Origin of the sequence: Streptomyces sp. ERV7 (assembly GCF_001653515.1) — a bacterium.
GTDB lineage: Bacteria > Actinomycetota > Actinomycetes > Streptomycetales > Streptomycetaceae > Streptomyces.
In genome coordinates, this window is sequence record NZ_LYOY01000001.1 from 818044 (window position 1) to 839221 (window position 21178).

A 21178-nucleotide genomic window follows, 5' to 3' on the forward strand; every position below is an offset into this window, starting at 1 on the left:
GCTGCAGGCTGGTGGCTGTGGCGCTGTGAGTATGCCCGATCGGACGCCTCCCGTCACCGGTTCCAAGATCACGGATTACCCATACCGCGGTTACGGAATGAACTGCTCCGAACATGGTCCGAACCATTGACGGAACTGGTCTAGTCCTCCTACGGTTCCGTTGAACGATTCACCGCGTTCATGTCAATCACCCGTGAACGGCTCCCCTCCCCCACGAGGAGATCACGATGATCGGACCACCCCGTCGCCGCGCCGGATTCCGGGCGCTGACGGCCGCCGCGTGTACCGCCGCACTCGGCGTCACCCTGCTCGCCGGTACCGGCAGCGCCACCGCGTCCCCCGAACCCGCCGCAGCCCGGGCGCCGTTGGCGGCCGGTTCCAAGGTCGTCGGGTACTTCACCGACTGGGGCGTCTACCAGCGCAACTACCACGTCAAGAACATCGAGACCTCGGGTTCGGCGGCGAAGCTGACCCACATCAACTACGCGTTCGGCAACGTCACCGGAGGCAAGTGCGCCATCGGGGACGCCTACGCCGACTACCAGAAGACCTATGACGCCGCCTCCAGCGTCGACGGCACCGCCGACAAGTGGGACCAGCCGGTGGCGGGCAGCTTCAACCAGCTGCGCGAGCTCAAGAAGAAGCATCCCGGGCTCAAGGTCCTGTGGTCGTTCGGCGGCTGGACCTGGTCGGGCGGCTTCGGCGAGGCCGCGAAGAACCCCGCCGCCTTCGCGAGCTCCTGCTACGGCCTGGTCGAGGACCCGCGCTGGGCCGATGTCTTCGACGGCATCGACATCGACTGGGAGTACCCCAACGCCTGCGGGCTCTCCTGCGACACCAGCGGGCGGGCGGCCTTCAAGAACGTGATGGCCGCGCTGCGGGCCAAGTTCGGCTCCTCGAACCTGGTCACCGCCGCGATCACCGCCGACGCCTCGGCGGGCGGCAAGATCGAGCAGGCCGACTACGCGGGCGCGGCCCAGTACGTCGACTGGTACAACCCGATGACATACGACTTCTTCGGCGCCTGGGCGGCGAAGGGCCCCACGGCCCCGCACTCCCCGCTCACCTCCTACAGCGGCATCCCCACCCAGGGCTTCCACACCGACGCGGCCATCCAGAAGCTCAAGGGCCTCGGCATCCCGTCGGGCAAGCTGCTGCTCGGCATCGGCTTCTACGGGCGCGGCTGGACCGGAGTGACCCAGAAGGCCCCGGGCGGCACGGCCACCGGTCCCACGTCCGGCACCTATGAGCAGGGCATCGACGACTACAAGGTGCTCAAGACCAAGTGCCCGGCCAACGGCACGGTCGCGGGCACGGCGTACGCGTACTGCGGGAACAACTGGTGGAGCTATGACACCCCCGCCACCATCGCCGGGAAGATGACCTACAAGAACAACCAGGCGCTCGGCGGCACCTTCTTCTGGGAGCTCAGCGGCGACACCTCCAACGGTGAGCTGATCAAGTCCATCAAGTAGCCCGGAGGGGGCGGACAGGGGCGGCCGGCCGTGTGGCCCGGCCGCCCCCGTGCCGTCAGCCGCCGGGCTCGGGCGAGGGGCAGGCCGGCTCGAACTCGCCGATGGTGTCCATGGTCTGCCGCAGCATCCGTACCAGCAGATCGCGTACGGTCGCGCGCTCCGGCTCCTGGGTCCCCAGCCACTCCAGGGTCACGCTCTCCACACAGCCCATCCAGCCGAGCAGCGCGAGCCGGGCGAGCACCGGAATGTCGCGTCTGCCGTAGGCGCCCTCCGCGATGGTGGCGATCAGCTCCTCGCGGACGGCGTCGCGTATCGCCTGGACCTGGGTGTCGAAGCCGACGCCGCCGGTCACGATGGTGCGGTACGCCGCCTGGTGGTGCTCGGCGTAGAGCAGATAGCCCTCCATCGTGCGGTGGACGCGGTCGGCGCGCGGCAGCTCGGTGTCGCTCCCGGCCCTGGCGACCAGATCGGCCACCGAGTCCTCGACGATGGCCAGGTAGTAGCCGCGTTTGCTCTTGAAGTAGTAGTAGATGAGGCCCTTGGCGACCCCGGCGTGCTTGGCGATGTCATCCATCGACAAGGCGTCGTACGACGTGTCGGCGAACAACTTCCGCCCGGTCGCGATGAGTTCGGAACGACGGACCTGCGATCTCTCGGTCGCGCCTCGCTGTTGACTATTATTCAAATTCGGCCCTAGTCTCCAACTGCCACAGGATCTCCGCAGTATGGCAGACCTGCACACGCACTCCCCCTGCACCGCTTGGACACGGACGTACGGGAGGCACAAGTGAGCGCAGTCAGGCGGCCGTTGGCCGAGGGAGGAACCGCCTGGAAGAAGGCGGCGCTCGTCGCGATGCCGGCGGTCCTCGCCGTGGGAGTCATGGCCAATGTGATGGCCGAGGGAGCCCTCGCCGCCTCCTTCGCCGTCTCGGGCACCAGCTTCCAGGTCTCCTCCGGAAAACTGACCAGCCAGGGCCTCGCCTCCTATGTGCAGACCGACAGGTCCGTGGACGGCAAGGGGCACCCGGTCGCCCTGCTCGGCATCGGGGACGCCCGGCTCAGCGACATCTGCCAGTCCGCCCAGGTGAAGACACCGGTCGGCACGGTCGTGTTCAAGCTGACGGCGGGCGGCGACGCGGGCGAGGTCACGGCGAGCAACCTGGTCATCGACGGCGAGGACCTGGTCGGGGACGCCCGGTTCGGCACCGCCGAGATCGGCCGGGACGCCTCCACCCTCGACCGGGTGCCCGGAGTCCACGGCGAGAAGGGGAAGTTCGGCCTCCAGGCCGGGGACATCGAGGTCGCCGGGGTGCGCTCGCACGCCTGGTCCGCGACCGGCGGGAACTTCCGGCTGAAGGGCATGCGGGTCGATGTGAGCATCGGCGGCAAGAAGTGCTTCTGAGCCGGGGGTGGCTGGAGCGGCGCCTCCCGCTGCCCGACGCCCGGCGGGCCGCCCGGCACTGGCGCCGCACCCGCCCCTTCTGGGCCGGACTGCTCCTGGTCCTGGGCGGCGCGGAGCTGCTGCTCGTCCCGCTCTCCCCGCTGACGATCCTGGTCAGCCTGGGGCTCGGCGGGATCGCCGCCATCGGGATCGGGCTCGCCCTGATCGTCGCCGGGCTCTTCCTCTGGTTCCTGCCGCACACCCGGCACTACGTCTCGGTCAACGCGCTGCTCCTGTCGGTGCTCTCGTTCGTCGCGACCAACCTGGGCGGCTTCCTGGTAGGGATGGGCCTGGGCATCGCGGGCAGCGCCATGGGCTTCGCCTGGACCCCGGCGCGCGAGCCGGAGCCGGGACCGCCGGAGCCGCGGGACGGGCGCGGCACCCGCACGCTGGCGGCCGCGCTGCCGGTGGCCCTGCTGCTGGCGCTCGGCGGACGGGCCGGAGTGGAGCGGGCGGTTGTGGAACGGGCACCCGGGCCCGGCGCCGTCGCGGTGCCGCGCGTCCCGCCGACCGTCACCACCACGCTCTTCGCGCCGAACGGCTTCCTGCTCGCCGGGGTGCGCACGGTGCCCAGCGCGGGCGGCCCGGTGAAGGTGATGGTCCTCCGGATGGCCTCCGCCTCGCTCACCGACTACCGGCTGCGCACCCATGACGGCCACGGCGAACTCGCCCTGAGCGCCGACACCCTGGACCTCAGCGGCGAGGTGACGCTCTACCTCACCAGGTTCAGCGGATGTCTGGAAGGCGTCCTGTGTCTGACCTTCACCCCTGACCGGCTCCCGGTACCGCCGGTCGTCCCGCCCTTCGTCTTCATGACCCGGGTGAGCGCCGAGCAGGCACTGGTCACCTCGGACTCGATCGTGGCGGGCGGGCTCAGGCTGGAGGCCTCGTGATCCAGATCCAGGCCGCGCTGTTCTGGGCGTACGCGACGGGCGCGGCCTTCGCCGTCTCCGCCGGACGCCAGCTCCAGTGGTGGGAGCGTTCGGTGTACGGGGAGGGGGTCCGCACTCGCAGCCGCGCCGCCAACCCCTATCTGGCGCTCACCCTGCTCTACGCGGCGGTGCTGCTCGTCCCGAGCGGTCTGTTCATGCTGTGGCGCGACCCGTCCTGGGCGACCATGCAGGTGGCCCGGGACCACGACGGCGTCTGGGCCGGTTTCGTGCTGTTCTACGCGGGCGGCATCGTCGTCGCCGCGCTGCTCGGATTCCTTGCGGCCCAGCTCCTGGTCCTCGTCGGGGCCGGGTACTGGGCGTATCTCCAGAGTGTCGGCGGCCACTTCCTGCTGTTCGGCACGCTGATCCACGGCTGGGACGGCGACGGCTACCGCAGAACGCTGACCGCCAGCGCCCGGGCCTATCGGGAGTGGCCGAAGGACAGCGTGGTCAACAACGTGCTGCACTTCCTGACCTCGGGAACGTTCCTCGCCCTGCTGGTCCTCGGCTCGGCCGTGCTCGGCACGCTGTTCCTGACCGAGATCGGCTGGCTGATGGAGGGGTGGCAGCTGCCGGGCGCCGACGAGGAGCGCAAGGTGCCCCGGCCGGTCGCGGTGGGCATCGCGGCCGCCGGGGTCTACGGGCTGCCGTTCATCGGCGCCCTGGGCGCGAGTCTGCTCGTACGCCTGGCGGGGTGGCCGCTGGGGCTCGCCGCCTTCGCGGTCCTGGCGGGTGTGACGCTGCTCACCCGGCGCTCGCCGGTGCGGTGGCTCTACGGCCTGGTGGGTGTGCCGGGCCGGCACTGGAAGGCCGACCTGGAGGTCACAGCAGCCCGGTCTGCGTGACCAGCATCGCCAGGACCACCACGAGGGTCCACCCCAGGAAGTGCTCCAGGAGCTTGGGCCCGTCGTCCGGGCCGCCGGTGCGGGCGCGGAGCTCGGCCAGGGCGCGCGGGTCGTCTGCGGTGGTGGCAGGCAGGGTCATGGGAACTCACTCGGTCGTCTGGCGGTGGACGGTCCCCCCGGGTGCCACTTCAGAGTGCCAGGGGATGCGGCCCCGGAGGGAGAGACGTTGGTCACGGGCGAGATCGGTCACGGCCTCCCGGGCCGCCCGCCGCCCGTCACGCCCGTACGCCCACCGAGGCCAGGGCCCTGCGCTGCCGCTCGCTGGGACGCGCGGGCCAGTACAGGTAGCAGACCCCGCCCGTGCCCGAGACGACCTTGCCACTGGCGTTGTACCGCTTGGTCCTCAGCCAGATGTTCTCCCACTCACGCCGCAGATAGACCCGGCGCACCTCGGGGTCGCTCGGCGAGGCCGGGTCGTTGGCGATCACGTCGCCGTCGGCCGTGAAGCCGATCACCGTCATCAGATGGCCCGAGGTGCCGTATCCGGCGCCGGTCAGCTCCGTCTTGAGGAACGACTGGGAGGTTATGGCCGGGATGCCCGCGCGGATCAGCCTCTCCAGGTCACCCAGCGAGCGCAGCCGCGTCACCACGGCGCTCATGTCCCGGTAGGTGGTGGCGTACGCGGCGTTGAAGGGCCAGTTGCCGCAGCCGCCGTACTGGTAGTCGTAGGTGTACCGGGCCGCGTGGCAGACCTGCGGGTCGGCGAAGGCCGGGTCCACCCAGGCGAGGTCGGCCGGCGTGGGCTCCCGGCCCCAGTACTCGACGATCATCTGCGAGGAGGTCGGGCTGCACCAGGCCTCGCCACCGTTGTCGTACTGCGGGTACTGCCCCTTGTGGATCTCCTGCGAGTAGCGCGGCACCAGCAGCTCGCCGGAGTGCCCCGGGGCCGAGGCGGGCACCGTGAAGCGGTCCGGGATGTCGGAGGCCATCGCGCCGAGCCGCCAGACCGTCGGGGTGAGGCGGGTGCCCGGGGTGCGGTAGAGGGTCAGCCGCAGCCGGTAGGAGGACAGGCGCAGCCCGCTCGCCGCGTTGTCGATGGCGAAGGTGTCGGTGTAGACCGTGCTCCGGCCGTCGCTCTGGCCGTCGACCGAGGTACGCCGGATGTCGGTGTCGCCGTCGCCCGCCGTCCAGCGGCCCAGCACATACGCCGGGGTCGCCGTGGTGTCGGAGTAGGTGCCCAGGAGCTCGACCTGGAGCCAGGTCCCGGCCGGGGCGTGCGCGTTCCAGTGGGCGATGACCTCGGTGGCCGGGACGGGCGAGCGGTGCTCCGGCGAGGTCCAGGTGGCGTACTCCCAGGTGGCCGTCTTCTTGGTGTGCGGGTCGGTGTAGTCGACGCTGCCCGCCGGGCGGGCGATGACCAGGCCCGGGCGGCGGCCCGGTACGGCCCGGACCCCGGCGGCGTCGCCCGAGCGCCAGTCGGAGTGCGTGGTCCAGGCGCGGTTGTCCACCAGGGAGGGGACGCCTTTCGAGGGCCGGCCGGCGGCGGAACGCGCGGGTGACGGGTTCGGGGCGGCCGCGGCGGAGGCCGGGACGGCCGTGCCCGCCGCCGCGGCGAGCGCGGCGGCCAGGACGGTTCTGCGCGGAGTGGAGCTGGTCATGATCGGGACCCCCAGTCGGACGAGGATGGGGCGGTGGGCGCGACAGTGCGCCAACTATCCCGGGTCCCGGGCGACTTCTGCCAGAGACGCGCGCCGGGCCACGCCACCAATATGGGTCTGGACCACTGGCATGACCTGCGTCGCCGTCGAAGCGCGATGTCGATCTAGGGTGGAGGCATGGCAGAAATCGACCGCATCGCGGCCGCCGTGCGCGCACTGCCGCCCTCGTGCGGCCCGGTCCGGCTGGTCGGGGTGGACGGGCACGCGGGCTCCGGCAAGTCCACCTTCGCGGGGCGGCTGGCCGCCGCGCTCGGCGGGGCGCCGGTCGTCCACCTCGACGACCTGGCCACCCACGAGGAGCTCTTCGCCTGGACGCCCCGGCTGCGCGCGCAGGTGATCGAGCCGCTGGCGCGCGGGGAGGCCGGGCGCGTCACGGCGTACGACTGGACCCTGCGCCGGTTCGGTCCGGCCGTCGCCCTCGACCCCGCGCCCGTGGTGCTGATCGAGGGCGTCGGGGCCGGCCGGTCCGAGGTGCGGCCGTGGCTGGCGTTGCTGCTGTGGATGGAAAGGGATGCCGAGGGGTCCTGGGCGCGCGGTCGCCGACGGGACGGAGCGGCGCTTTCCGGCTTCTGGGACGAGTGGACGAAGGCGGAGATGCGCCATTTCGACGCGGATCCGTCCCTTCCGTATGTGGATGCGCTGGTACGGCAGTGTCAGGAGGGGTACGAGTGGCTCCCGAGGCGCGATTCCGCACCCCCCGCACACCATTCCATCACGGACAGTGACGAGGTCCCCCCGTCGCGTTGAACCGTCGCAAAACCGCCCCTCGCACTCGTCCAACTCCGCTTGACCCGGGGGCCGTACAGGTCTTACGTTCTGAATGTGCGGCTTTCCGGAGCCGCCGCAGACGCGAAGCCCCCGGTTGTTCCCCCGTGATCGGGGGCTTCGTTCTGCCTTTTCCGGACCTTTCACCGCGCCTCGTCAGCGGTTTTCGCTCACCCTGGGTCACCGGCCAAGTCGTGCTGCCGCTCCCCTCGCGCCACCCTTCGGTCCGGGGCCCCCTCGCAGGTACGATGCAACTGGTGCGGTCAATTCCCGTCAATTCCTTTATGCATTCAGCGAATTGGCGGTTCAGCACGGGGGCACGGCGGTGGGGGACGTGATGGACTTCGGCACGCAGGGCGCGCACGCCCCGGCCGATCTCGCCTGGCTGCGGGGCATCGACGCGTACACCATGGGCGCGTATCCGCAGGCCGAGGAGGAGTTCCGGGCCGCGGTACGGATGGATCCGGGCATGGTGGACGGCTGGCTGGGACTGCATGCGCTGCGGGTGGACACCACCACGGCGCTGCTGCGCATGTACCGCCACCGAGAACGCTTCGGCGAACAGCGCGCCCGGCACCGACGCACCCTCAACTCCTGGTACTGGCTGGGCTGGTGGGTCCAGCCGGTCCTGGAGAGCCCGCGCGATCTGCTGCTCGCGCACGCCTCGCACTGGCTGGACGGGCGCCATGTGCCGGAGCTGGACCGCGCCCTGGCCGGGCTGCCGCCGGTCGACACCGACCCGCAGGTCCGCTTCCTGCACGCCTGCCGGGCGTATCTGGTCAAGGACTGGGACCAACTGGTGCGGCACACCGAGCCGTTGCTGAACGATCCGCTGCTCGGGATCGAGGCCGGGCTCTTCGGCGGGATGGCCCGGGTGCGCCTGGAGATGTTCGGGCAGGCCGAGCCGCTGCTCTCCGCGGCCCTGATGCGCTGCCGCAGCGAGCAGCCGCAGCGCAAGGAGCTGCGCTACTGGCTGGCCCGCGCCCATGAGGGCACCGGCCGCTCGGCCGCCGCGCTGCCGCTGTACCGGGCGGTGCACCGGGTCGACCCGGCGTTCATGGACACCTCGGCGCGACTGGCCGCGATCACCGAGTCGGACGTCCTGGACGGATCGTACGGCTCCGACGACCCGGCCGATCTGGCGGCCGTCTCGCTGGCCGGGTTCGGCCAGGACGGCGCGGCGGACGGCACCGAGCCCGAGGCGGCGGCCCTCGAACCGCCGGAGGGGCGCGAGGTGCGGGTGCCGCTGGTGGGCCCGGCGGTGGTGGTGCCGCCGCCCGACGGCGTACGGGAGAAGGCGGGCATCCCGGCCCAGCCGACCCCGCCACCGGTGCCGACCGGCCCGACCGACTCGGCGCTGCTCGCCCAGGCGCTTGCGGAGCTGGAGCGGATGGTGGGCCTGGAGCCGGTGAAGCGCCAGGTGAAGGCGTTGTCCGCGCAGCTGAACATGGCACGGCTACGGGTCGGGCAGGGCCTGCCCGTCCAGCCGCCGAAACGTCACTTTGTCTTCTCCGGCCCCAGTGGCACCGGCAAGACCACGGTCGCGCGGATCCTGGGCCGGGTCTTCTACGCGCTCGGCCTGCTGGGCGGCGACCATCTCGTGGAGGCCCAACGGGCCGATCTGGTGGGCGAGTTCCTCGGTCAGACGGCGGTCAAGGCGAACGAGCTGATCGATTCGGCGCTGGGCGGGGTGCTGTTCGTGGACGAGGCGTACAGCCTCTCCAACTCCGGCTACAGCAAGGGGGACGCGTACGGCGACGAGGCGCTCCAGGTGCTGCTGAAGCGCGCCGAGGACAACCGCGACCATCTGGTGGTCATCCTCGCCGGCTACCCCGAGGGCATGGACCGCCTCCTCGCCACCAACCCCGGTCTGTCCTCCCGCTTCACCACCCGGGTGGACTTCCCCTCCTACCGCCCCCTGGAGCTCACCGCGATCGGCGAGGTGCTGGCGGCGGAGAACGGGGACGGGTGGGACGAGGAGGCGCTGGACGAACTCCGCTCCATCAGTGGCCATGTGGTGGATCAGGGGTGGATCGACGAACTGGGCAACGGCCGCTTCCTGCGCACCCTGTACGAGAAGAGCTGTGCGTACCGGGATCTGCGTCTGTCGACGTACCCCGGCACGCCCGGGCGGGAGGATCTGGCGACGCTGCGGCTGCCGGATCTGATGCAGGCGTACGGGGAGGTCCTGTCGGGGAGGGGCGGCCCGGTGGACCCGCTGTAGCTCCCCCCGCCCCACCGGCGGGCAGCTGAGCGGGTCCGGAACGAGCCGCAGGGGGCTTCGCCCCCAGACCCCCTGTGTATCTGCGGACGGGTGGGGGCTGGCCGCGCAGTTCCCCGCGCCCCTGACTGCCCAGGGGCGCGGGGAACTGCGCGAGCAACGCGACACGGCCCGCAGCAGAGAGACATCTCCGGTAGCGGGGCCCCCAGGCGTTCCGGGCGACAGCCCGCAGGGGTCCAGGGGGCACAGCCCCCGCCAGGCGTACAGGGGCGGGTGGGGAACGGACGGTGGGACGGGTCGCGGACCTCGCCCACCAGCATCTCCAGGACGTCCTCCAGGGCCACAAGCCCCAGCACCCGCCCCGCCGCGTCCACCACCTGCGCGAGGTGCGCCGCCGCCCGCCGCATCACGGTCAGCGCGTCGTCGAGCGGCAGCTCGGCCCGCAGGGTGACCAGCGGGCGCCACACCTGCTGCGGCACCGCCCGCTCCCGCTCCTCCAGGTCCAGCACGTCCTTGACGTGGAGGAAGCCCATGAAGGCGCCCCCCTCCGCGCACACCGGGAAGCGCGAGTACCCCGTACGGACGGTGAGTTCCTCGACCTCCCGGGGCGTCACCGAGCAGCCGACCGTCACCAGGGACGACCGGTCGAGCAGGACGTCCGTCACCGGGCGGCTGCCCAGCTCCAGCGCGTCCTCCAGGCGCTCCATCTCCCGCGGATCCAGCAGCCCCGCCTGCCCGGAGTCCTCCACCAGGCGGTTGAGCTGCTCGCTGGTGAAGACCGCCTCCACCTCGTCCTTGGGCTCCACCCGGAACACCCGCAGCACCAGCCGCGCGCACGCGCCCAGCGCCACCGTGACCGGACGGCAGACCCGGGCGAAGGCGACGAGCCCCGGGCTGAACCAGAGCGCGGTCTTCTCGGGCGCCGCCATCGCCAGGTTCTTCGGGACCATCTCGCCGATGACGAGGTGGAGGAAGACGACGAAGGCGAGCGCGATCGTGTAGCCGAGGGGGTGGATCAGACCCGCGGGGACCCGGGCCGCCTCGAAGACGGGCTCCAGGAGGTGGGCCACGGTGGGCTCCGCCACCGCGCCGAGGGTCAACGAGCAGACGGTGATGCCGAACTGCGCGGCCGCCATCATCTGCGGCAGGTTCTCCAGACCGTGCAGCACCTGCCGGGCCCGCGCAGACTGGGACGCGAGCGGTTCGATCTGGCTGCGGCGCACGGACACCAGGGCGAACTCGGCCCCGACGAAGAAGCCGTTCGCCAGCACCAGGAGCAGGGCGAAGAAGAGTTGCAGAACGCTCATCGCACGGCCTCCGCCATGGTCAGGGCGTCCGCGGTGCGGTCGGCGGTACGCACGAAGCGCACCCGTTCCGCCCGGTACCGCTCGACCCGGCGGACCTGGATCCGCCAGCCGGGCAGCTCGGCGCGGTCACCGGGGACCGGGATCCGGCCGAGCAGATCGGCGACGAGTCCGGCGACCGTCTCGTACGGTCCGTCCGGCGCGTCCAGTCCTATCCGGCGCAGGCTCAGCACCCGGCAGCTGCCGTCGGCCTCCCACGCGGGGCGGCCGTCGTCGCTCGCCACCGCGGCGAGGTCGGGCCCGGTGTCGCCCTCGGCGTCGTGCTCGTCGCGCACCTCGCCGACGAGCTCCTCGACGATGTCCTCCAGGGTGACGACCCCGGCCGTGCCGCCGTACTCGTCGACGACCACGGCTATCGGCTGCTCGCTGCGCAACCGCTCAAGCAGCTGCTGCACGGGCAGGGTCTCGGGCACCAGGAGCGGCGCCACCGCGATCCGCGCGGCCGGGGTGCGGTGACGCTCCTGCGGCGGCACCGCGAGCGCGTCCTTGAGGTGGACCATGCCGACGACCTCGTCGATCCGCTCCCGGTAGACGGGGAAACGGGAGAGCCCGGTGGCCCGGGTGAGGTTGAGGACGTCGGCGGCGGTCGCGGAGGTCTGCAGCGCGCTCACCTTCACGCGCGGCGTCATCACGTTCTCCGCCGTGAGCCGCCCGAGCGCGAGGGTGCGTACGAAGAGGTCGGCGGTGTCCTGCTCGATGGCTCCGGCCCGCGCCGAGTGGCGGGCCAGGGAGACCAGTTCACCGGGGGTGCGGGCGGAGGCCAGCTCGTCGGCGGGCTCCACGCCGAGCGCCCGGACCAGCCGGTTGGCGACGGTGTTCAGCAGCGAGATGACCGGCCGGAAGAGCCGGGAGAACCGGCTCTGGGGCCCGGCGACGAACCGCGCGACCTGGAGGGGCCGCGACACCGCCCAGTTCTTGGGGACGAGTTCGCCGATCACCATCTGGACGGCGGAGGCGAGCAGCATGCCCACGACGACGCTCACCCCGGGCACCACCCCGTCCGGCAGACCGGTCGCGGTGAGCGGCCCGTCGAGCAGTCCGGCGAGCGCGGGCTCCGCGAGCATGCCGACGACGAGCGAGGTGATGGTGATGCCGAGCTGGGTGCCGGAGAGCTGGAAGGACAGCTCGCGCAGGGCCTTGACGACGGTGCCGGCCCGGCGGTCGCCCTCGGCGGCGGCCTTTTCGGCGTCCGGTCGCTCCACGGTGACCAGGCCGAATTCGGCGGCCACGAAGAACCCGTTGGCGAGGATGAGAAGGAATGCCGCGGCGAGCAGCAGAAGCGGGATGGTCATGCCGCCGCCTCCTGCGAGGGGGCGGCGCAGGTACTACCGGACGATCCGTCCATTGCTGGAGGGAGTCACTCCTCGGGTCGCTGGTGCCCCGCAGGCCGATGGTGCCGCCTTGTGCGCGGGGCGGGCGCGTTGGGCGCCACCGTCACCAGGGTAGCTATTGAGATCGTCGCCGCAATGCTTGCCCCGGTGCTGAAATGGGGGGGGTCAGCCGTCCTGGCGGGTGCCGTGCGACTCGGCGAGCGCACGCAGCGCCCGGGCGTCGCTGATGGCCCGCTCCTTGGCGATGCCGGGCTGGATGCCGAGCGCGGGCAGGCTGGTGCCGTCGCTGAGGTCCAGGAACACCCAGGGGTCGCCGGGGCGGAGGTTGACGCGCAGGATCTCCGCCCAGGCGAGCCGCCGGGTCCGGGTGAGGTTGACGACCGTGACGCCCGTGTCGTCGGCGACGACCTTGGGGCGGCTCAGCAGCGCGAGGACCGCGAAGAACATCGCCGCGGTGAACACGAAGCTGGCCCGCTCGCCCCCGCTCATGTTCTCCAGGAGCAGTGCGACGCCGGTGATCACGGCGAACATCACCGCGCCCACGCTCAGCAGCACGGCCCGGGTGCGGGTCGGCCGGAACGTGACCGGGAGAACGGGGAGTTGGGGCGCGGGGGCGGACACGGGGAACGTCACTTCCGTACGGGGATGAGAGGGTCGGTCAGAGGCGGCAGGCGTGGATGGCCGTGGTGAGGATGGCCCGGGCGCCCAGCTCGTACAGGTCGTCCATGATCCGCTGGGCCTCCTTGGCCGGGACCATGGCGCGTACCGCGACCCAGCCCTCGTTGTGCAGCGGCGAGATCGTCGGCGACTCCAGGCCCGGGGTGAGGGCGACGGCCCGCTCCAGGTGCTCGGCGCGGCAGTCGTAGTCCATCATCACGTAGGTCCGGGCGACCAGGACGCCCTGGAGCCGGCGCAGGAACTGCTGCACCTTGGGCTCCTCGATGTCCGCGCCGGTGCGCCGGATGACCACGGCCTCGGACTTCATGATCGGCTCGCCGATGACTTCCAGGCCCGCGTTGCGCAGCGAGGTGCCGGTCTCGACGACGTCCGCGATGACGTGGGCGACACCGAGCTCGATGGCGGTCTCCACGGCGCCGTCCAGGTGGACGACGGAGGCGGTGACGCCGCTGTCCTTGAGGTGCTGGGCGACGATCCCCTCGTACGAGGTGGCGACCGTCATCCCGTCGAAGTCGCCGACGCCCTTGGCCGTGCCGGGCTTGGTGGCGTAGCGGAAGGTCGAGCGGGCGAAGCCGAGCGGCAGGATCTCCTCGGCGTCGGCGCCGGAGTCGAGCAGCAGGTCGCGTCCGGTGATGCCGATGTCGAGGCGGCCGGAGCTGACGTAGATCGCGATGTCGCGGGGGCGCAGATAGAAGAACTCGACCTCGTTGTCGGGGTCGACCGTGACGAGTTCCTTGGACTCCTTGCGCATCTGGTAGCCGGCCTCATGGAGCATCGCCGACGCAGGTCCGGACAGTGAACCCTTGTTGGGGACGGCGATGCGCAGCATGAGGTCAGCTTCCTTCACGTAAGGGGGTGGGATGTTCGGGTGTGCTCAGAGGTGCGCGTAGACGTCGTCGAGGGAGATCCCGCGCGCGACCATCATCACCTGGACGTGGTACAGCAGCTGCGAGATCTCCTCGGCGGCGGCGTCCTTGCTCTCGTACTCGGCGGCCATCCAGACCTCGGCGGCCTCCTCGACGACCTTCTTGCCGATGGCATGCACGCCCTTGTCCACCAGCTCGGCGGTGCGGGAGGTGGACGGGTCGCCGTTGGCGGCCTTGAGCTGGAGCTCCGCGAAGAGCTCTTCGAAACTCTTGGTGGGTTTGTTCGCCATGATGCTTCTCAGGGTAAGGGGTGGGCCCCTGCCACTCAGCGCCAGGGTTCGCTGACGGTGCGCAGCGTGGCGGCCGTGGCGACGGCGGCGGTGACCGCTTCGTGCCCCTTGTCCTCGTTCGACCCTTCGAGGCCGGCCCGGTCCAGGGCCTGCTCCTCGGTGTCGCAGGTCAGCACGCCGAAGCCGATGGGTACGCCGGTGTCGATGCTGACCTGGGTGAGGCCGTTGGTGACACCCTGGCACACGTAGTCGAAGTGCGGTGTACCGCCCCTGATGACGACGCCGAGGGCGACCACCGCATCGTACCCGCGGCCCGCGAGCACCTTGGCGACGACCGGCAGCTCGAAGCTGCCGGGGACGCGCAGCAGCGTCGGCTCGTCGATGCCGAGCTCGTGCAGGGCGCGCAGGGCGCCGTCGACGAGTCCGTCCATGACCTTCTCGTGCCACTGCGCCGCGATCACGGCGACCCGGAGGTCTGCGCAGTTGCGTACGGACAGTTCGGGTGCGCCCTTGCCACTCACGTGCTACTCCTCGGTGATCTGTTGCTGTGTACGGGTGTCGCCGCTGGTGTCTTCACTGGTTGCCGCAGGCCGACGCGTTCGCGTCCAGCCACGGCAGGTCGTGTCCCATCCGGTCGCGCTTGGTGCGCAGGTACCGCAGATTGTGCTCGCCCGCCTGGACGGGCATCGGCTCGCGCCCGCTGACCTTGAGGCCGTGGCGGACCAGCGCGGTGGTCTTCTCCGGGTTGTTGGTCATCAGCCGCACGCTGCGGACGCCCAGGTCCTCCAGGATCTGGGCGCCGGCCGCGTAGTCGCGGGCGTCGGCGGGCAGCCCCAGTTCCAGGTTGGCGTCGAGCGTGTCGCGGCCCTGCTCCTGGAGCTCGTAGGCGCGCAGCTTGGAGAGCAGTCCGATGCCGCGCCCCTCGTGGCCGCGCAGATAGACGACGACGCCGCGGCCCGCCTCGGTGATGCGCTCCATGGAGGCCTCCAGCTGGGGGCCGCAGTCGCAGCGCAGCGAGCGGAAGATGTCGCCGGTCAGGCACTCGGAGTGGACGCGCACCAGCACGTCCTCGCCGTCGCCGATCTCGCCGTGGACGAGGGCGACGTGCTCGACGCCGTCGACGGTGGAGCGGTAGCCGTAGGCGGTGAACTCCCCGAAGGAGGTGGGGAGGTGGACCTCGGCCTCGCGGCGCACGGTCGGCTCCGAGGAGCGGCGGTAGGCGATCAGGTCCTCGATGGAGATGATCGTCAGGCCGTGCTTGCGGGCGAACGGGACGAGCTCGGGCAGCCGCAGCATCACCCCGTCCTCACCCGCGATCTCGACGATCGCGCCGGCCGGGGCGAGCCCCGCGAGCCGGGCCAGGTCGACCGCCGCCTCGGTGTGGCCGTTGCGGACGAGGACGCCGCCCGGCTTGGCGCGCAGCGGGAAGATGTGCCCGGGGCGGACGAAGTCCCCGGCGTCCGAGCGGCCGTCGGCGAGCAGGCGCAGCGTGGTGGCGCGGTCGGCGGCGGAGATGCCGGTGGAGACGCCGTGCGCGGCGGACGCGTCGACCGAGACGGTGAACGCGGTCTTCATCGACTCGGTGTTGTGGTCGACCATCTGGGGCAGTTGGAGGCGGTCGAGCGCCTCGCCCTCCATGGGCGCGCAGATCAGCCCGCGGCACTCGCTCATCATGAAGGCGATGATCTCGGGCGTCGCCCTCTCGGCGGCGATGACGAGGTCGCCCTCGTTCTCGCGGTCCTCGTCGTCCACGACCACGACCGGCCGGCCGGCCGCGATGTCGCGGATGGCCTGCTCGACGGGGTCGAGGGAGAGGTCCTCGCGGTTGTCGGTGGAGTACCAGGTGGGTGTGGTGGCGCTCATGCCGCCGCTCCTTCCAGGACGGGCTGCGCGCTCGTACGGGAGCGCAGCCACCAGTCGCGCAGGCCCCACAGGACGATTGCGCCGTAGATGACGTAGACGAAGCCGGAGAAGGCGAAGCCGTTGGCGAAGTTGAGCGGCACGCCCACGGCGTCGACGAGGAGCCAGGCGAGCCAGAACTCGACCATGCCGCGCGCCTGGGCGTACATGGCGACGATCGTGCCGACGAAGATGTACGCGTCCGGCCACGGGTCCCACGACAGGGTCGGGTAGGCGGTGAACAGGGCGCCGACCGCGAGGGTGCCGAGCGCCGCGCCCGCGACGAGCAGTCCGCGCTCGCGCCAGGTGGCGAAGCGCACCGCGATGGAGCCGTCCTGGCCCTGCCGCCTGCCGCTCTGCCACTGGTACCAGCCCCACAGCGCCACCACGATCACCACGACCTGCTTGCCGGCGCTGCCGGAGAGGTGGGCCGTGCTGAACGCGGCCAGCAGGATGACACCGGAGAGGAACTGGGCGGGCCAGGTCCATATCGAGCGCCGCCAGCCGAGCGCGAGGGCGGCGAGACCGACCGTGTTGCCGATCATGTCGGACCACATGATGTGCTGGTCGAAGGCGGTGAAGGCCTCGGAGTTGAGCCAGTTCACTTGGGGTCCTCCTGGCCGCGTGCGCCGAGCAGCCGCTCGACGTACTTGGCGATCACGTCGACCTCCAGGTTGACCGGGTCGCCGGGCTGCTTCAGGCCGAGCGTGGTCAGCGCGAGGGTGGTGGGGATGAGGCTGATGGTGAAGTAGTCGGGGCCCGCGTCCACGACCGTGAGGCTGACGCCGTCGACGGTGATGGAGCCCTTCTCGACGACGTAGCGGGACAGCTCCGCGGGCAGCGAGACCTTGACGATCTCCCAGTTCTCCGAGGGGGTGCGCGCCACGATGGCGCCGGTGCCGTCGACGTGGCCCTGGACGATGTGCCCGCCGAGGCGGCCGCCGACGGCCATCGGCCGCTCCAGGTTGACCCGGGAGCCGACTTCGAGCGCACCGAGGCTGGAGCGCTTCAGCGTCTCCTCCATCACGTCGGCGGTGAACTCGCCGTCCCCGAACTCCACGACGGTCAGACAGACGCCGTTGACGGCGATCGAGTCGCCGTGCTGGGCGCCCTCGGTGACGACGGGGCCGCGCAGACGGAAGCGGGAGGAGTCGCCGAGCTTCTCGACGGCGGTGACCTCACCCAGCTCTTCGACGATTCCGGTGAACACGCTCATCGCTCCTTGGGAGTGGCACTGATACGGAGATCGGGGCCGATGCGGACGGTCTCGGTCAGTTCGAGCCGCAACGCTTCGGTGATCGTGGTGATTCCGGCGCCGGTGAGGGCCGCCGGGCCCGCGCCGAGCAGGACGGGTGCGAGGTAGCCGACGACCTTGTCGACGGCGCCCGCGGCGACGAAGGCCCCGGCGAGGGCCGGGCCGCCTTCGAGGAGTACGGAACGCACCCCGCGGCTGTGCAGGGCGGCCAGCAGCGCCGGGATGTCCAGACCGGTGGCGCCGCGCGGCAGCCGGACGACGTCGGTGTCCGCCAGATGGGCGGTGTCGGCGTCCTCGGCGACCGCGATCAGGGTCGGCGCGGCGTCGTCCAGGACCCGGGCGCCCGGCCGTACGGCCTTGGCCTCGGTGTCGACGACGACCCGCAGCGGCTGGACGGCGCCCTCGATGCCCCGCACCGCGAGGTGGGGGTCGTCGGTGCGGGCGGTGCCGGAGCCGACCACCACGGCGTCCGCCTCGGCGCGCAGCCGGTGGACGTCCGCGCGGGAGGCGGCCGAGGTGATCCAGCGGCTGCTGCCGTCCTCGGCCGCGGTCCGGCCGTCGAGGGTGGCCGCGTACTTCCACAGGACGTAGGGCCGGCCGAGCCGTACGGAGGTGAGCCAGGCGGCGTTGCCCGCCTCGGCCTCCTCGGCGAGCAGGCCCTGCCCGACCTCGACCCCGGCCGCCCTCAGGGTGTCGGCGCCGCCGGTGGCCTGCGGGTTCGGGTCGCCGACCGCGTACACCACCCGGGCGATCCCGGCCTGGACGAGCGCCTGGGCGCAGGGGCCGGTGCGACCGGTGTGGTTGCAGGGTTCGAGGGTGACGTAGGCGGTGCCGCCCCGGGCCCTGTCGCCCGCGGCGGACAGGGCGTGGACCTCGGCGTGCGGGCCGCCGGCCCGCCGGTGGAAGCCCTCGCCGACGACCGCGCCGGAGGCATCGGTGATGACGCACCCGACGACCGGGTTGGGGCTGGTGGAGCCGAGTCCGCGCGCGGCGAGCTCAACGGCTCGGCGCATGGCGTCTGCGTCGGCTGCGGTGGCCACCGGGTCCTCCTGCCTCTTCGGGCACGGACTCCGGGGCTGTCGATGAACGACAGAGAGCGGGAACAAGGCCGTACAGACAGCTCACGCATGGCCGAAGGACACCGGTCGCCGCGGACGGCGATCAGCGAGACGGCCGGCATGAGCCCTGAAGGGCCCGCCCGCCGCGCACTGCCTCCCATCCGGACTTTCACCGTCGGTCCAGGAATTTCACCTGGTCAACCGGCCACTGGATGCGGCCGGGTCGCGGACTATTACCGCCGGTTCGGAATTACACCGACCCCGGAGTGCGCTGCTGCTGGTACAGGGTCAGTGTGCCACGACTGATCGTCGGCCATACGGGCGAACATCTATGGCCTGGGTCACAGTGCGGTCGCGGCCCGTAGTGGAGGTTCACCGTCCGCCACATCGCGCGTCCACCGTGGACTCGGTATTGGTCCATACCTATTGACGCTCTGGTCTAGTCCTTTTAATCTCCGTGTCACCTCCGAGGTGAGGCCCGCCGGTGTGCGCACACCTGGGCCGCCGCACGACCGCCCGCAGTCCGCCGTGTCCCACCGACCTCCCCTGGAGGAACCGATCGTGCTGTCCCCCACTCGTACGAGAGCCACGCTGCTCGCGACCGGTGCCGCGGTCGCGGGGCTGGTGCTCTCCTCCCTCTCCGCGAGCGTCTCGCACGCCGCCTGGGGGTCCCCCCTGGACGAAGTCCTTGGGGGAGAGTCCTGCCGCCCCGACGGGCTCTACAAGACGCCCGGCGTCGACGTCCCCTACTGCTCCGTGTACGACACGGACGGCCGCGAGAAGATGGGCGCCGACCACCAGCGCCGGGTCATCGGGTACTTCACCGGCTGGCGCACCGGCCAGGACGGGACCCCCGCCTACCTCGCCTCCGACATCCCGTGGGACAAGGTCACCCACCTCAACTACGCGTTCGCGCACATCGGTTCCGACAACAAGATCTCCGTCGGGGGCGACGGCGAGAAGAACGCGGCGACCGGAATGACCTGGCCCGGCGTCGCCGGGGCCGACATGGACCCCGCGCTCCCGTACAAGGGCCACTTCAACCTCCTGAACAAATTCAAGAAGCAGCACCCGAATGTGAAGACGCTCATCTCCGTGGGCGGCTGGGCCGAGACCGGCGGCTATTTCGGTGACGACGGAAAGCGCGTCGCGTCGGGCGGCTTCTATTCGATGGCCACCAACGCCGACGGCTCGGTGAACCAGCCGGGCATCGACACGTTCGCGGACTCGGCCGTCGCCTTCATCAAGAAGTACGGGTTCAACGGCGTCGACATCGACTACGAATACCCCACGACGATGAAGGACGCGGGCAATCCGCTGGACTGGACGCTGTCCAACGCCCGCCGGGCGGGCCTGGTCAAGAGCTATGCGGTGCTGATGAAGTCACTGCGCGAGAAGCTGGACCGCGCGGGAGCGGCCGACGGTAAGCACTATCTGCTTTCCGTTGCCGCGCCCTCGTCCGGCTATCTGCTGCGCGGTATGGAGACCTTCCAGGTCCAGAAGTACCTGGACTACGTCAACATCATGTCGTACGACCTGCACGGCGCCTGGAACGAGTACGTGGGTCCGAACGCCTCGCTCTTCGACGACGGCAAGGACGCGGAACTCGCGGCGGCGGGCGTCTATTCGACCTCGCAGTACGGCGGGATCGGCTATCTCAACGCGGACTGGGCCTACCACTACTTCCGCGGTTCGATGCCGGCCGGGCGCATCAACATGGGCCTGCCGTACTACACCCGGGGATTCAAGAACGTGACCGGCGGGACGGACGGGCTGTGGGGCAAGGCCGCGTCCACCACCTGCCCGGCCGGATCGGGGCTGACCAAGTGCGGTGACGGCGCGACCGGCATCGACAACCTCTGGCACGACGACGACACCGACGGCAAGGAGGCCCCGGCGGGCTCCAACCCGATGTGGCACGCCAAGAACCTGGAGAAGGGCGTCGTCGGCGACTACGTGACCAAGTACGGCTTCCCCGCCGACACCAAGCTGACCGGCACCTACGCGCGCAAGTACAGCTCGACCCTGGTGGCGCCCTGGCTGTGGAACGACCAGAAGAAGGTCTTCCTCTCCACCGAGGACGAGCAGTCGGTGAACGCCAAGGCCGACTACGTGGTCGACAAGGGCATCGGCGGCACGATGGTCTGGGAGCTCGCGGGCGACTACCGGTACGACGCGGCCAAGGGGCAGTACGAGCCGGGCTCGACGCTGACGTCCGCGATGTACGACAAGTTCAAGTCGGCGGCCCCGTACGGCGCCAAGCGCTCCTCGGTCACCCTGCCGACGCAGGCGATCGACATCGGCGTGGACTTCGGGCAGTTCCCGCTCGGCGACTCCAACTACCCGATCAGCCCCAAGGTGACGCTCACCAACCGCACCAAGGCGACGCTGCCGGGCGGCACGGAGTTCCAGTTCGACTACGGGACCTCGGCCCCGGCGAACGCCAAGGACCAGTCCGGCTTCGGCACGGCGATCGTCCGCAGCGACCACAGCGGCAGCAACGTGGGCGGTCTGAAGGGTGACTACAACCGGGTCTCGCTGAAGCTCCCGGCCTGGCAGTCGCTGGCCCCGGGCGCCTCGGTGACGCTGGACTTCGTCTACTACCTGCCGGTGTCGACGCCCTCCAACTGGACGGTGACCTTCGGCGGCCGCAACTACGCCGTGGCCGGGGACCTCACCCGGGGCGCGACGCTCACCGAGCCGGAGACGGGCACGACGGGCGGCACGACCGGCGGTACGACCGGTGGTTCGACGGGCGGCACCACGGGCGGCTCGACCGGTGGCTCCACGGGTGGCGGGTCCTGCACCGCGCCCACCTGGACGGCCACGGCCGAGTACGGTGGCTCCACGACCGTGTCGTACAAGTCCCACAACTGGAAGGCGAAGTGGTGGACGAAGGGCGAGGAGCCCGGAACCACCGGTGACTGGGGCGTCTGGCAGGACCTCGGCGCCTGCTGAACCCCCGCCCCCGAACGCCCGGCGGCGCGACTCGAGGCCCTTGCCGCCTCGCCGGGCACCTTCCGTGAAGCGCCCGCACCCC

The 21178-nt window shown here is 71.1% G+C and carries 19 protein-coding genes, 1 pseudogene and 1 riboswitch; of the genes and pseudogenes, 7 read left to right on the forward strand and 13 right to left on the reverse strand.

The features are described 5' to 3' along the window. Positions 1–227 precede the first annotated feature (227 nt). Entirely contained in the window at positions 228–1475 is a 1248-nt protein-coding gene (locus A8W25_RS03635) for a glycoside hydrolase family 18 protein (RefSeq protein WP_067155603.1), read from the forward strand. A gap of 55 nt (positions 1476–1530) precedes the next feature. On the opposite strand, the gene A8W25_RS03640 is transcribed toward A8W25_RS03635, so the two are convergent. Next, positions 1531–2160, reverse strand: coding sequence for a TetR/AcrR family transcriptional regulator (locus tag A8W25_RS03640; RefSeq protein ID WP_067155606.1), 630 nt, complete (start codon positions 2158–2160; stop codon positions 1531–1533). Between the two features lie 168 nt (positions 2161–2328). On the opposite strand from A8W25_RS03640, the gene A8W25_RS03645 reads away from it, so the two are divergent. The 3 genes from A8W25_RS03645 to A8W25_RS03655 are packed head-to-tail and all read left to right on the forward strand — an operon-like array spanning position 2329 to position 4693. After that, a complete protein-coding gene (locus A8W25_RS03645; RefSeq protein WP_420708405.1) occupies positions 2329–2877 on the forward strand; it encodes a DUF6230 family protein in 549 nt (182 codons plus the stop codon). Further along, positions 2868–3809 carry a DUF6114 domain-containing protein gene (locus A8W25_RS03650; RefSeq protein WP_234386148.1) on the forward strand — a complete coding sequence of 314 codons (942 nt, stop codon included), beginning with the start codon at positions 2868–2870 and terminating at the stop codon, positions 3807–3809. Before A8W25_RS03645 ends, A8W25_RS03650 begins: the two co-directional genes overlap by 10 nt. Further along, positions 3806–4693 carry a hypothetical protein gene (locus A8W25_RS03655; RefSeq protein ID WP_067155612.1) on the forward strand — a complete coding sequence of 296 codons (888 nt, stop codon included), beginning with the start codon at positions 3806–3808 and terminating at the stop codon, positions 4691–4693. The genes A8W25_RS03650 and A8W25_RS03655 overlap by 4 nt, the downstream gene beginning before the upstream one ends. On the opposite strand, the gene A8W25_RS33235 is transcribed toward A8W25_RS03655, so the two are convergent. Further along, positions 4671–4832 carry an SCO1431 family membrane protein gene (locus tag A8W25_RS33235; RefSeq protein WP_107470590.1) on the reverse strand — a complete coding sequence of 54 codons (162 nt, stop codon included), beginning with the start codon at positions 4830–4832 and terminating at the stop codon, positions 4671–4673. The genes A8W25_RS03655 and A8W25_RS33235 overlap by 23 nt on opposite strands. Before the next feature lie 136 nt (positions 4833–4968). Next, a complete protein-coding gene (locus tag A8W25_RS03660; protein WP_067155615.1) occupies positions 4969–6351 on the reverse strand; it encodes a peptidase C39 family protein in 1383 nt (460 codons plus the stop codon). Positions 6352–6528: 177 nt separating this feature from the next. Here A8W25_RS03660 and A8W25_RS03665 point away from each other — a divergent pair, with 177 nt between their 5' ends. Together A8W25_RS03665 and A8W25_RS03670 are read left to right on the forward strand one after the other, a co-directional pair. Then, complete coding sequence (locus tag A8W25_RS03665) at positions 6529–7158, forward strand: uridine kinase family protein (protein ID WP_067155618.1); 630 nt, start codon at positions 6529–6531, stop codon at positions 7156–7158. Between the two features lie 355 nt (positions 7159–7513). Continuing rightward, positions 7514–9400 (forward strand): AAA family ATPase, encoded by a 1887-nt coding sequence (locus tag A8W25_RS03670; protein WP_067156686.1) that lies wholly within the window; start codon positions 7514–7516, stop codon positions 9398–9400. Positions 9401–9680: 280 nt separating this feature from the next. Here the strand turns inward: A8W25_RS03670 and A8W25_RS31900 are convergent. The 10 genes and pseudogenes from A8W25_RS31900 to ribD all read right to left on the reverse strand — a co-directional run. Beyond that, positions 9681–10704, reverse strand: a pseudogene (locus A8W25_RS31900) (hemolysin family protein); the annotation flags it as partial. After that, positions 10701–12053 (reverse strand): hemolysin family protein, encoded by a 1353-nt coding sequence (locus A8W25_RS03680; protein WP_067155624.1) that lies wholly within the window; start codon positions 12051–12053, stop codon positions 10701–10703. The gene A8W25_RS03680 and the pseudogene A8W25_RS31900, both read right to left, overlap by 4 nt. Positions 12054–12257: 204 nt before the next feature. Then, positions 12258–12713: a PH domain-containing protein gene (locus A8W25_RS03685; protein ID WP_067156687.1), complete on the reverse strand. Its 456-nt coding sequence runs from the start codon at positions 12711–12713 to the stop codon at positions 12258–12260. Positions 12714–12750: 37 nt separating this feature from the next. Beyond that, the gene (gene hisG / locus A8W25_RS03690) at positions 12751–13599 is read right to left on the reverse strand and encodes an ATP phosphoribosyltransferase (RefSeq protein ID WP_067155628.1); all 849 of its coding nucleotides are present in this window, start codon (positions 13597–13599) and stop codon (positions 12751–12753) included. A 45-nt stretch (positions 13600–13644) separates the two neighbouring features. Beyond that, positions 13645–13926, reverse strand: coding sequence for a phosphoribosyl-ATP diphosphatase (locus A8W25_RS03695; protein WP_067155631.1), 282 nt, complete (start codon positions 13924–13926; stop codon positions 13645–13647). 35 nt (positions 13927–13961) lie between these two features. After that, the gene (gene ribH / locus A8W25_RS03700; RefSeq protein ID WP_067155634.1) at positions 13962–14447 is read right to left on the reverse strand and encodes a 6,7-dimethyl-8-ribityllumazine synthase; all 486 of its coding nucleotides are present in this window, start codon (positions 14445–14447) and stop codon (positions 13962–13964) included. A gap of 52 nt (positions 14448–14499) precedes the next feature. Further along, complete coding sequence (locus A8W25_RS03705) at positions 14500–15789, reverse strand: bifunctional 3,4-dihydroxy-2-butanone-4-phosphate synthase/GTP cyclohydrolase II (RefSeq protein ID WP_067155637.1); 1290 nt, start codon at positions 15787–15789, stop codon at positions 14500–14502. Further along, on the reverse strand, positions 15786–16430 hold the full coding sequence (locus tag A8W25_RS03710) for a nicotinamide mononucleotide transporter family protein (protein ID WP_067155640.1): 645 nt from the start codon (positions 16428–16430) through the stop codon (positions 15786–15788). The genes A8W25_RS03705 and A8W25_RS03710 overlap by 4 nt, the downstream gene beginning before the upstream one ends. Beyond that, a complete protein-coding gene (locus tag A8W25_RS03715) occupies positions 16427–17035 on the reverse strand; it encodes a riboflavin synthase (protein ID WP_067155643.1) in 609 nt (202 codons plus the stop codon). Before A8W25_RS03715 ends, A8W25_RS03710 begins: the two co-directional genes overlap by 4 nt. A 2-nt stretch (positions 17036–17037) precedes the next feature. Next, positions 17038–18120 carry a bifunctional diaminohydroxyphosphoribosylaminopyrimidine deaminase/5-amino-6-(5-phosphoribosylamino)uracil reductase RibD gene (gene ribD / locus A8W25_RS03720; protein ID WP_067155645.1) on the reverse strand — a complete coding sequence of 361 codons (1083 nt, stop codon included), beginning with the start codon at positions 18118–18120 and terminating at the stop codon, positions 17038–17040. Between the two features lie 161 nt (positions 18121–18281). Continuing rightward, positions 18282–18412, reverse strand: a riboswitch (FMN riboswitch). A gap of 287 nt (positions 18413–18699) precedes the next feature. Here ribD and A8W25_RS03725 point away from each other — a divergent pair. Next, the gene (locus tag A8W25_RS03725; protein ID WP_067155648.1) at positions 18700–21096 is read left to right on the forward strand and encodes a chitinase C-terminal domain-containing protein; all 2397 of its coding nucleotides are present in this window, start codon (positions 18700–18702) and stop codon (positions 21094–21096) included. Positions 21097–21178 lie beyond the last annotated feature (82 nt).

Excerpts from the sequence above, each read along its gene's own strand:
- A8W25_RS03705 (WP_067155637.1), bottom strand. The coding sequence starts at position 15,789 with ATGAGCGCCACCACACCCACCTGGTACTCCACCGACAACCGCGAGGAC.
- A8W25_RS03635 (WP_067155603.1), top strand. The coding sequence starts at position 228 with ATGATCGGACCACCCCGTCGCCGCGCCGGATTCCGGGCGCTGACGGCC.
- A8W25_RS03695 (WP_067155631.1), bottom strand. The coding sequence starts at position 13,926 with ATGGCGAACAAACCCACCAAGAGTTTCGAAGAGCTCTTCGCGGAGCTC.
- A8W25_RS03645 (WP_420708405.1), top strand. The coding sequence starts at position 2,329 with ATGCCGGCGGTCCTCGCCGTGGGAGTCATGGCCAATGTGATGGCCGAG.
- hisG (WP_067155628.1), bottom strand. The coding sequence starts at position 13,599 with ATGCTGCGCATCGCCGTCCCCAACAAGGGTTCACTGTCCGGACCTGCG.
- A8W25_RS03665 (WP_067155618.1), top strand. The coding sequence starts at position 6,529 with ATGGCAGAAATCGACCGCATCGCGGCCGCCGTGCGCGCACTGCCGCCC.
- A8W25_RS03660 (WP_067155615.1), bottom strand. The coding sequence starts at position 6,351 with ATGACCAGCTCCACTCCGCGCAGAACCGTCCTGGCCGCCGCGCTCGCC.
- A8W25_RS03670 (WP_067156686.1), top strand. The coding sequence starts at position 7,514 with ATGGACTTCGGCACGCAGGGCGCGCACGCCCCGGCCGATCTCGCCTGG.
- A8W25_RS33235 (WP_107470590.1), bottom strand. The coding sequence starts at position 4,832 with ATGACCCTGCCTGCCACCACCGCAGACGACCCGCGCGCCCTGGCCGAG.
- A8W25_RS03680 (WP_067155624.1), bottom strand. The coding sequence starts at position 12,053 with ATGACCATCCCGCTTCTGCTGCTCGCCGCGGCATTCCTTCTCATCCTC.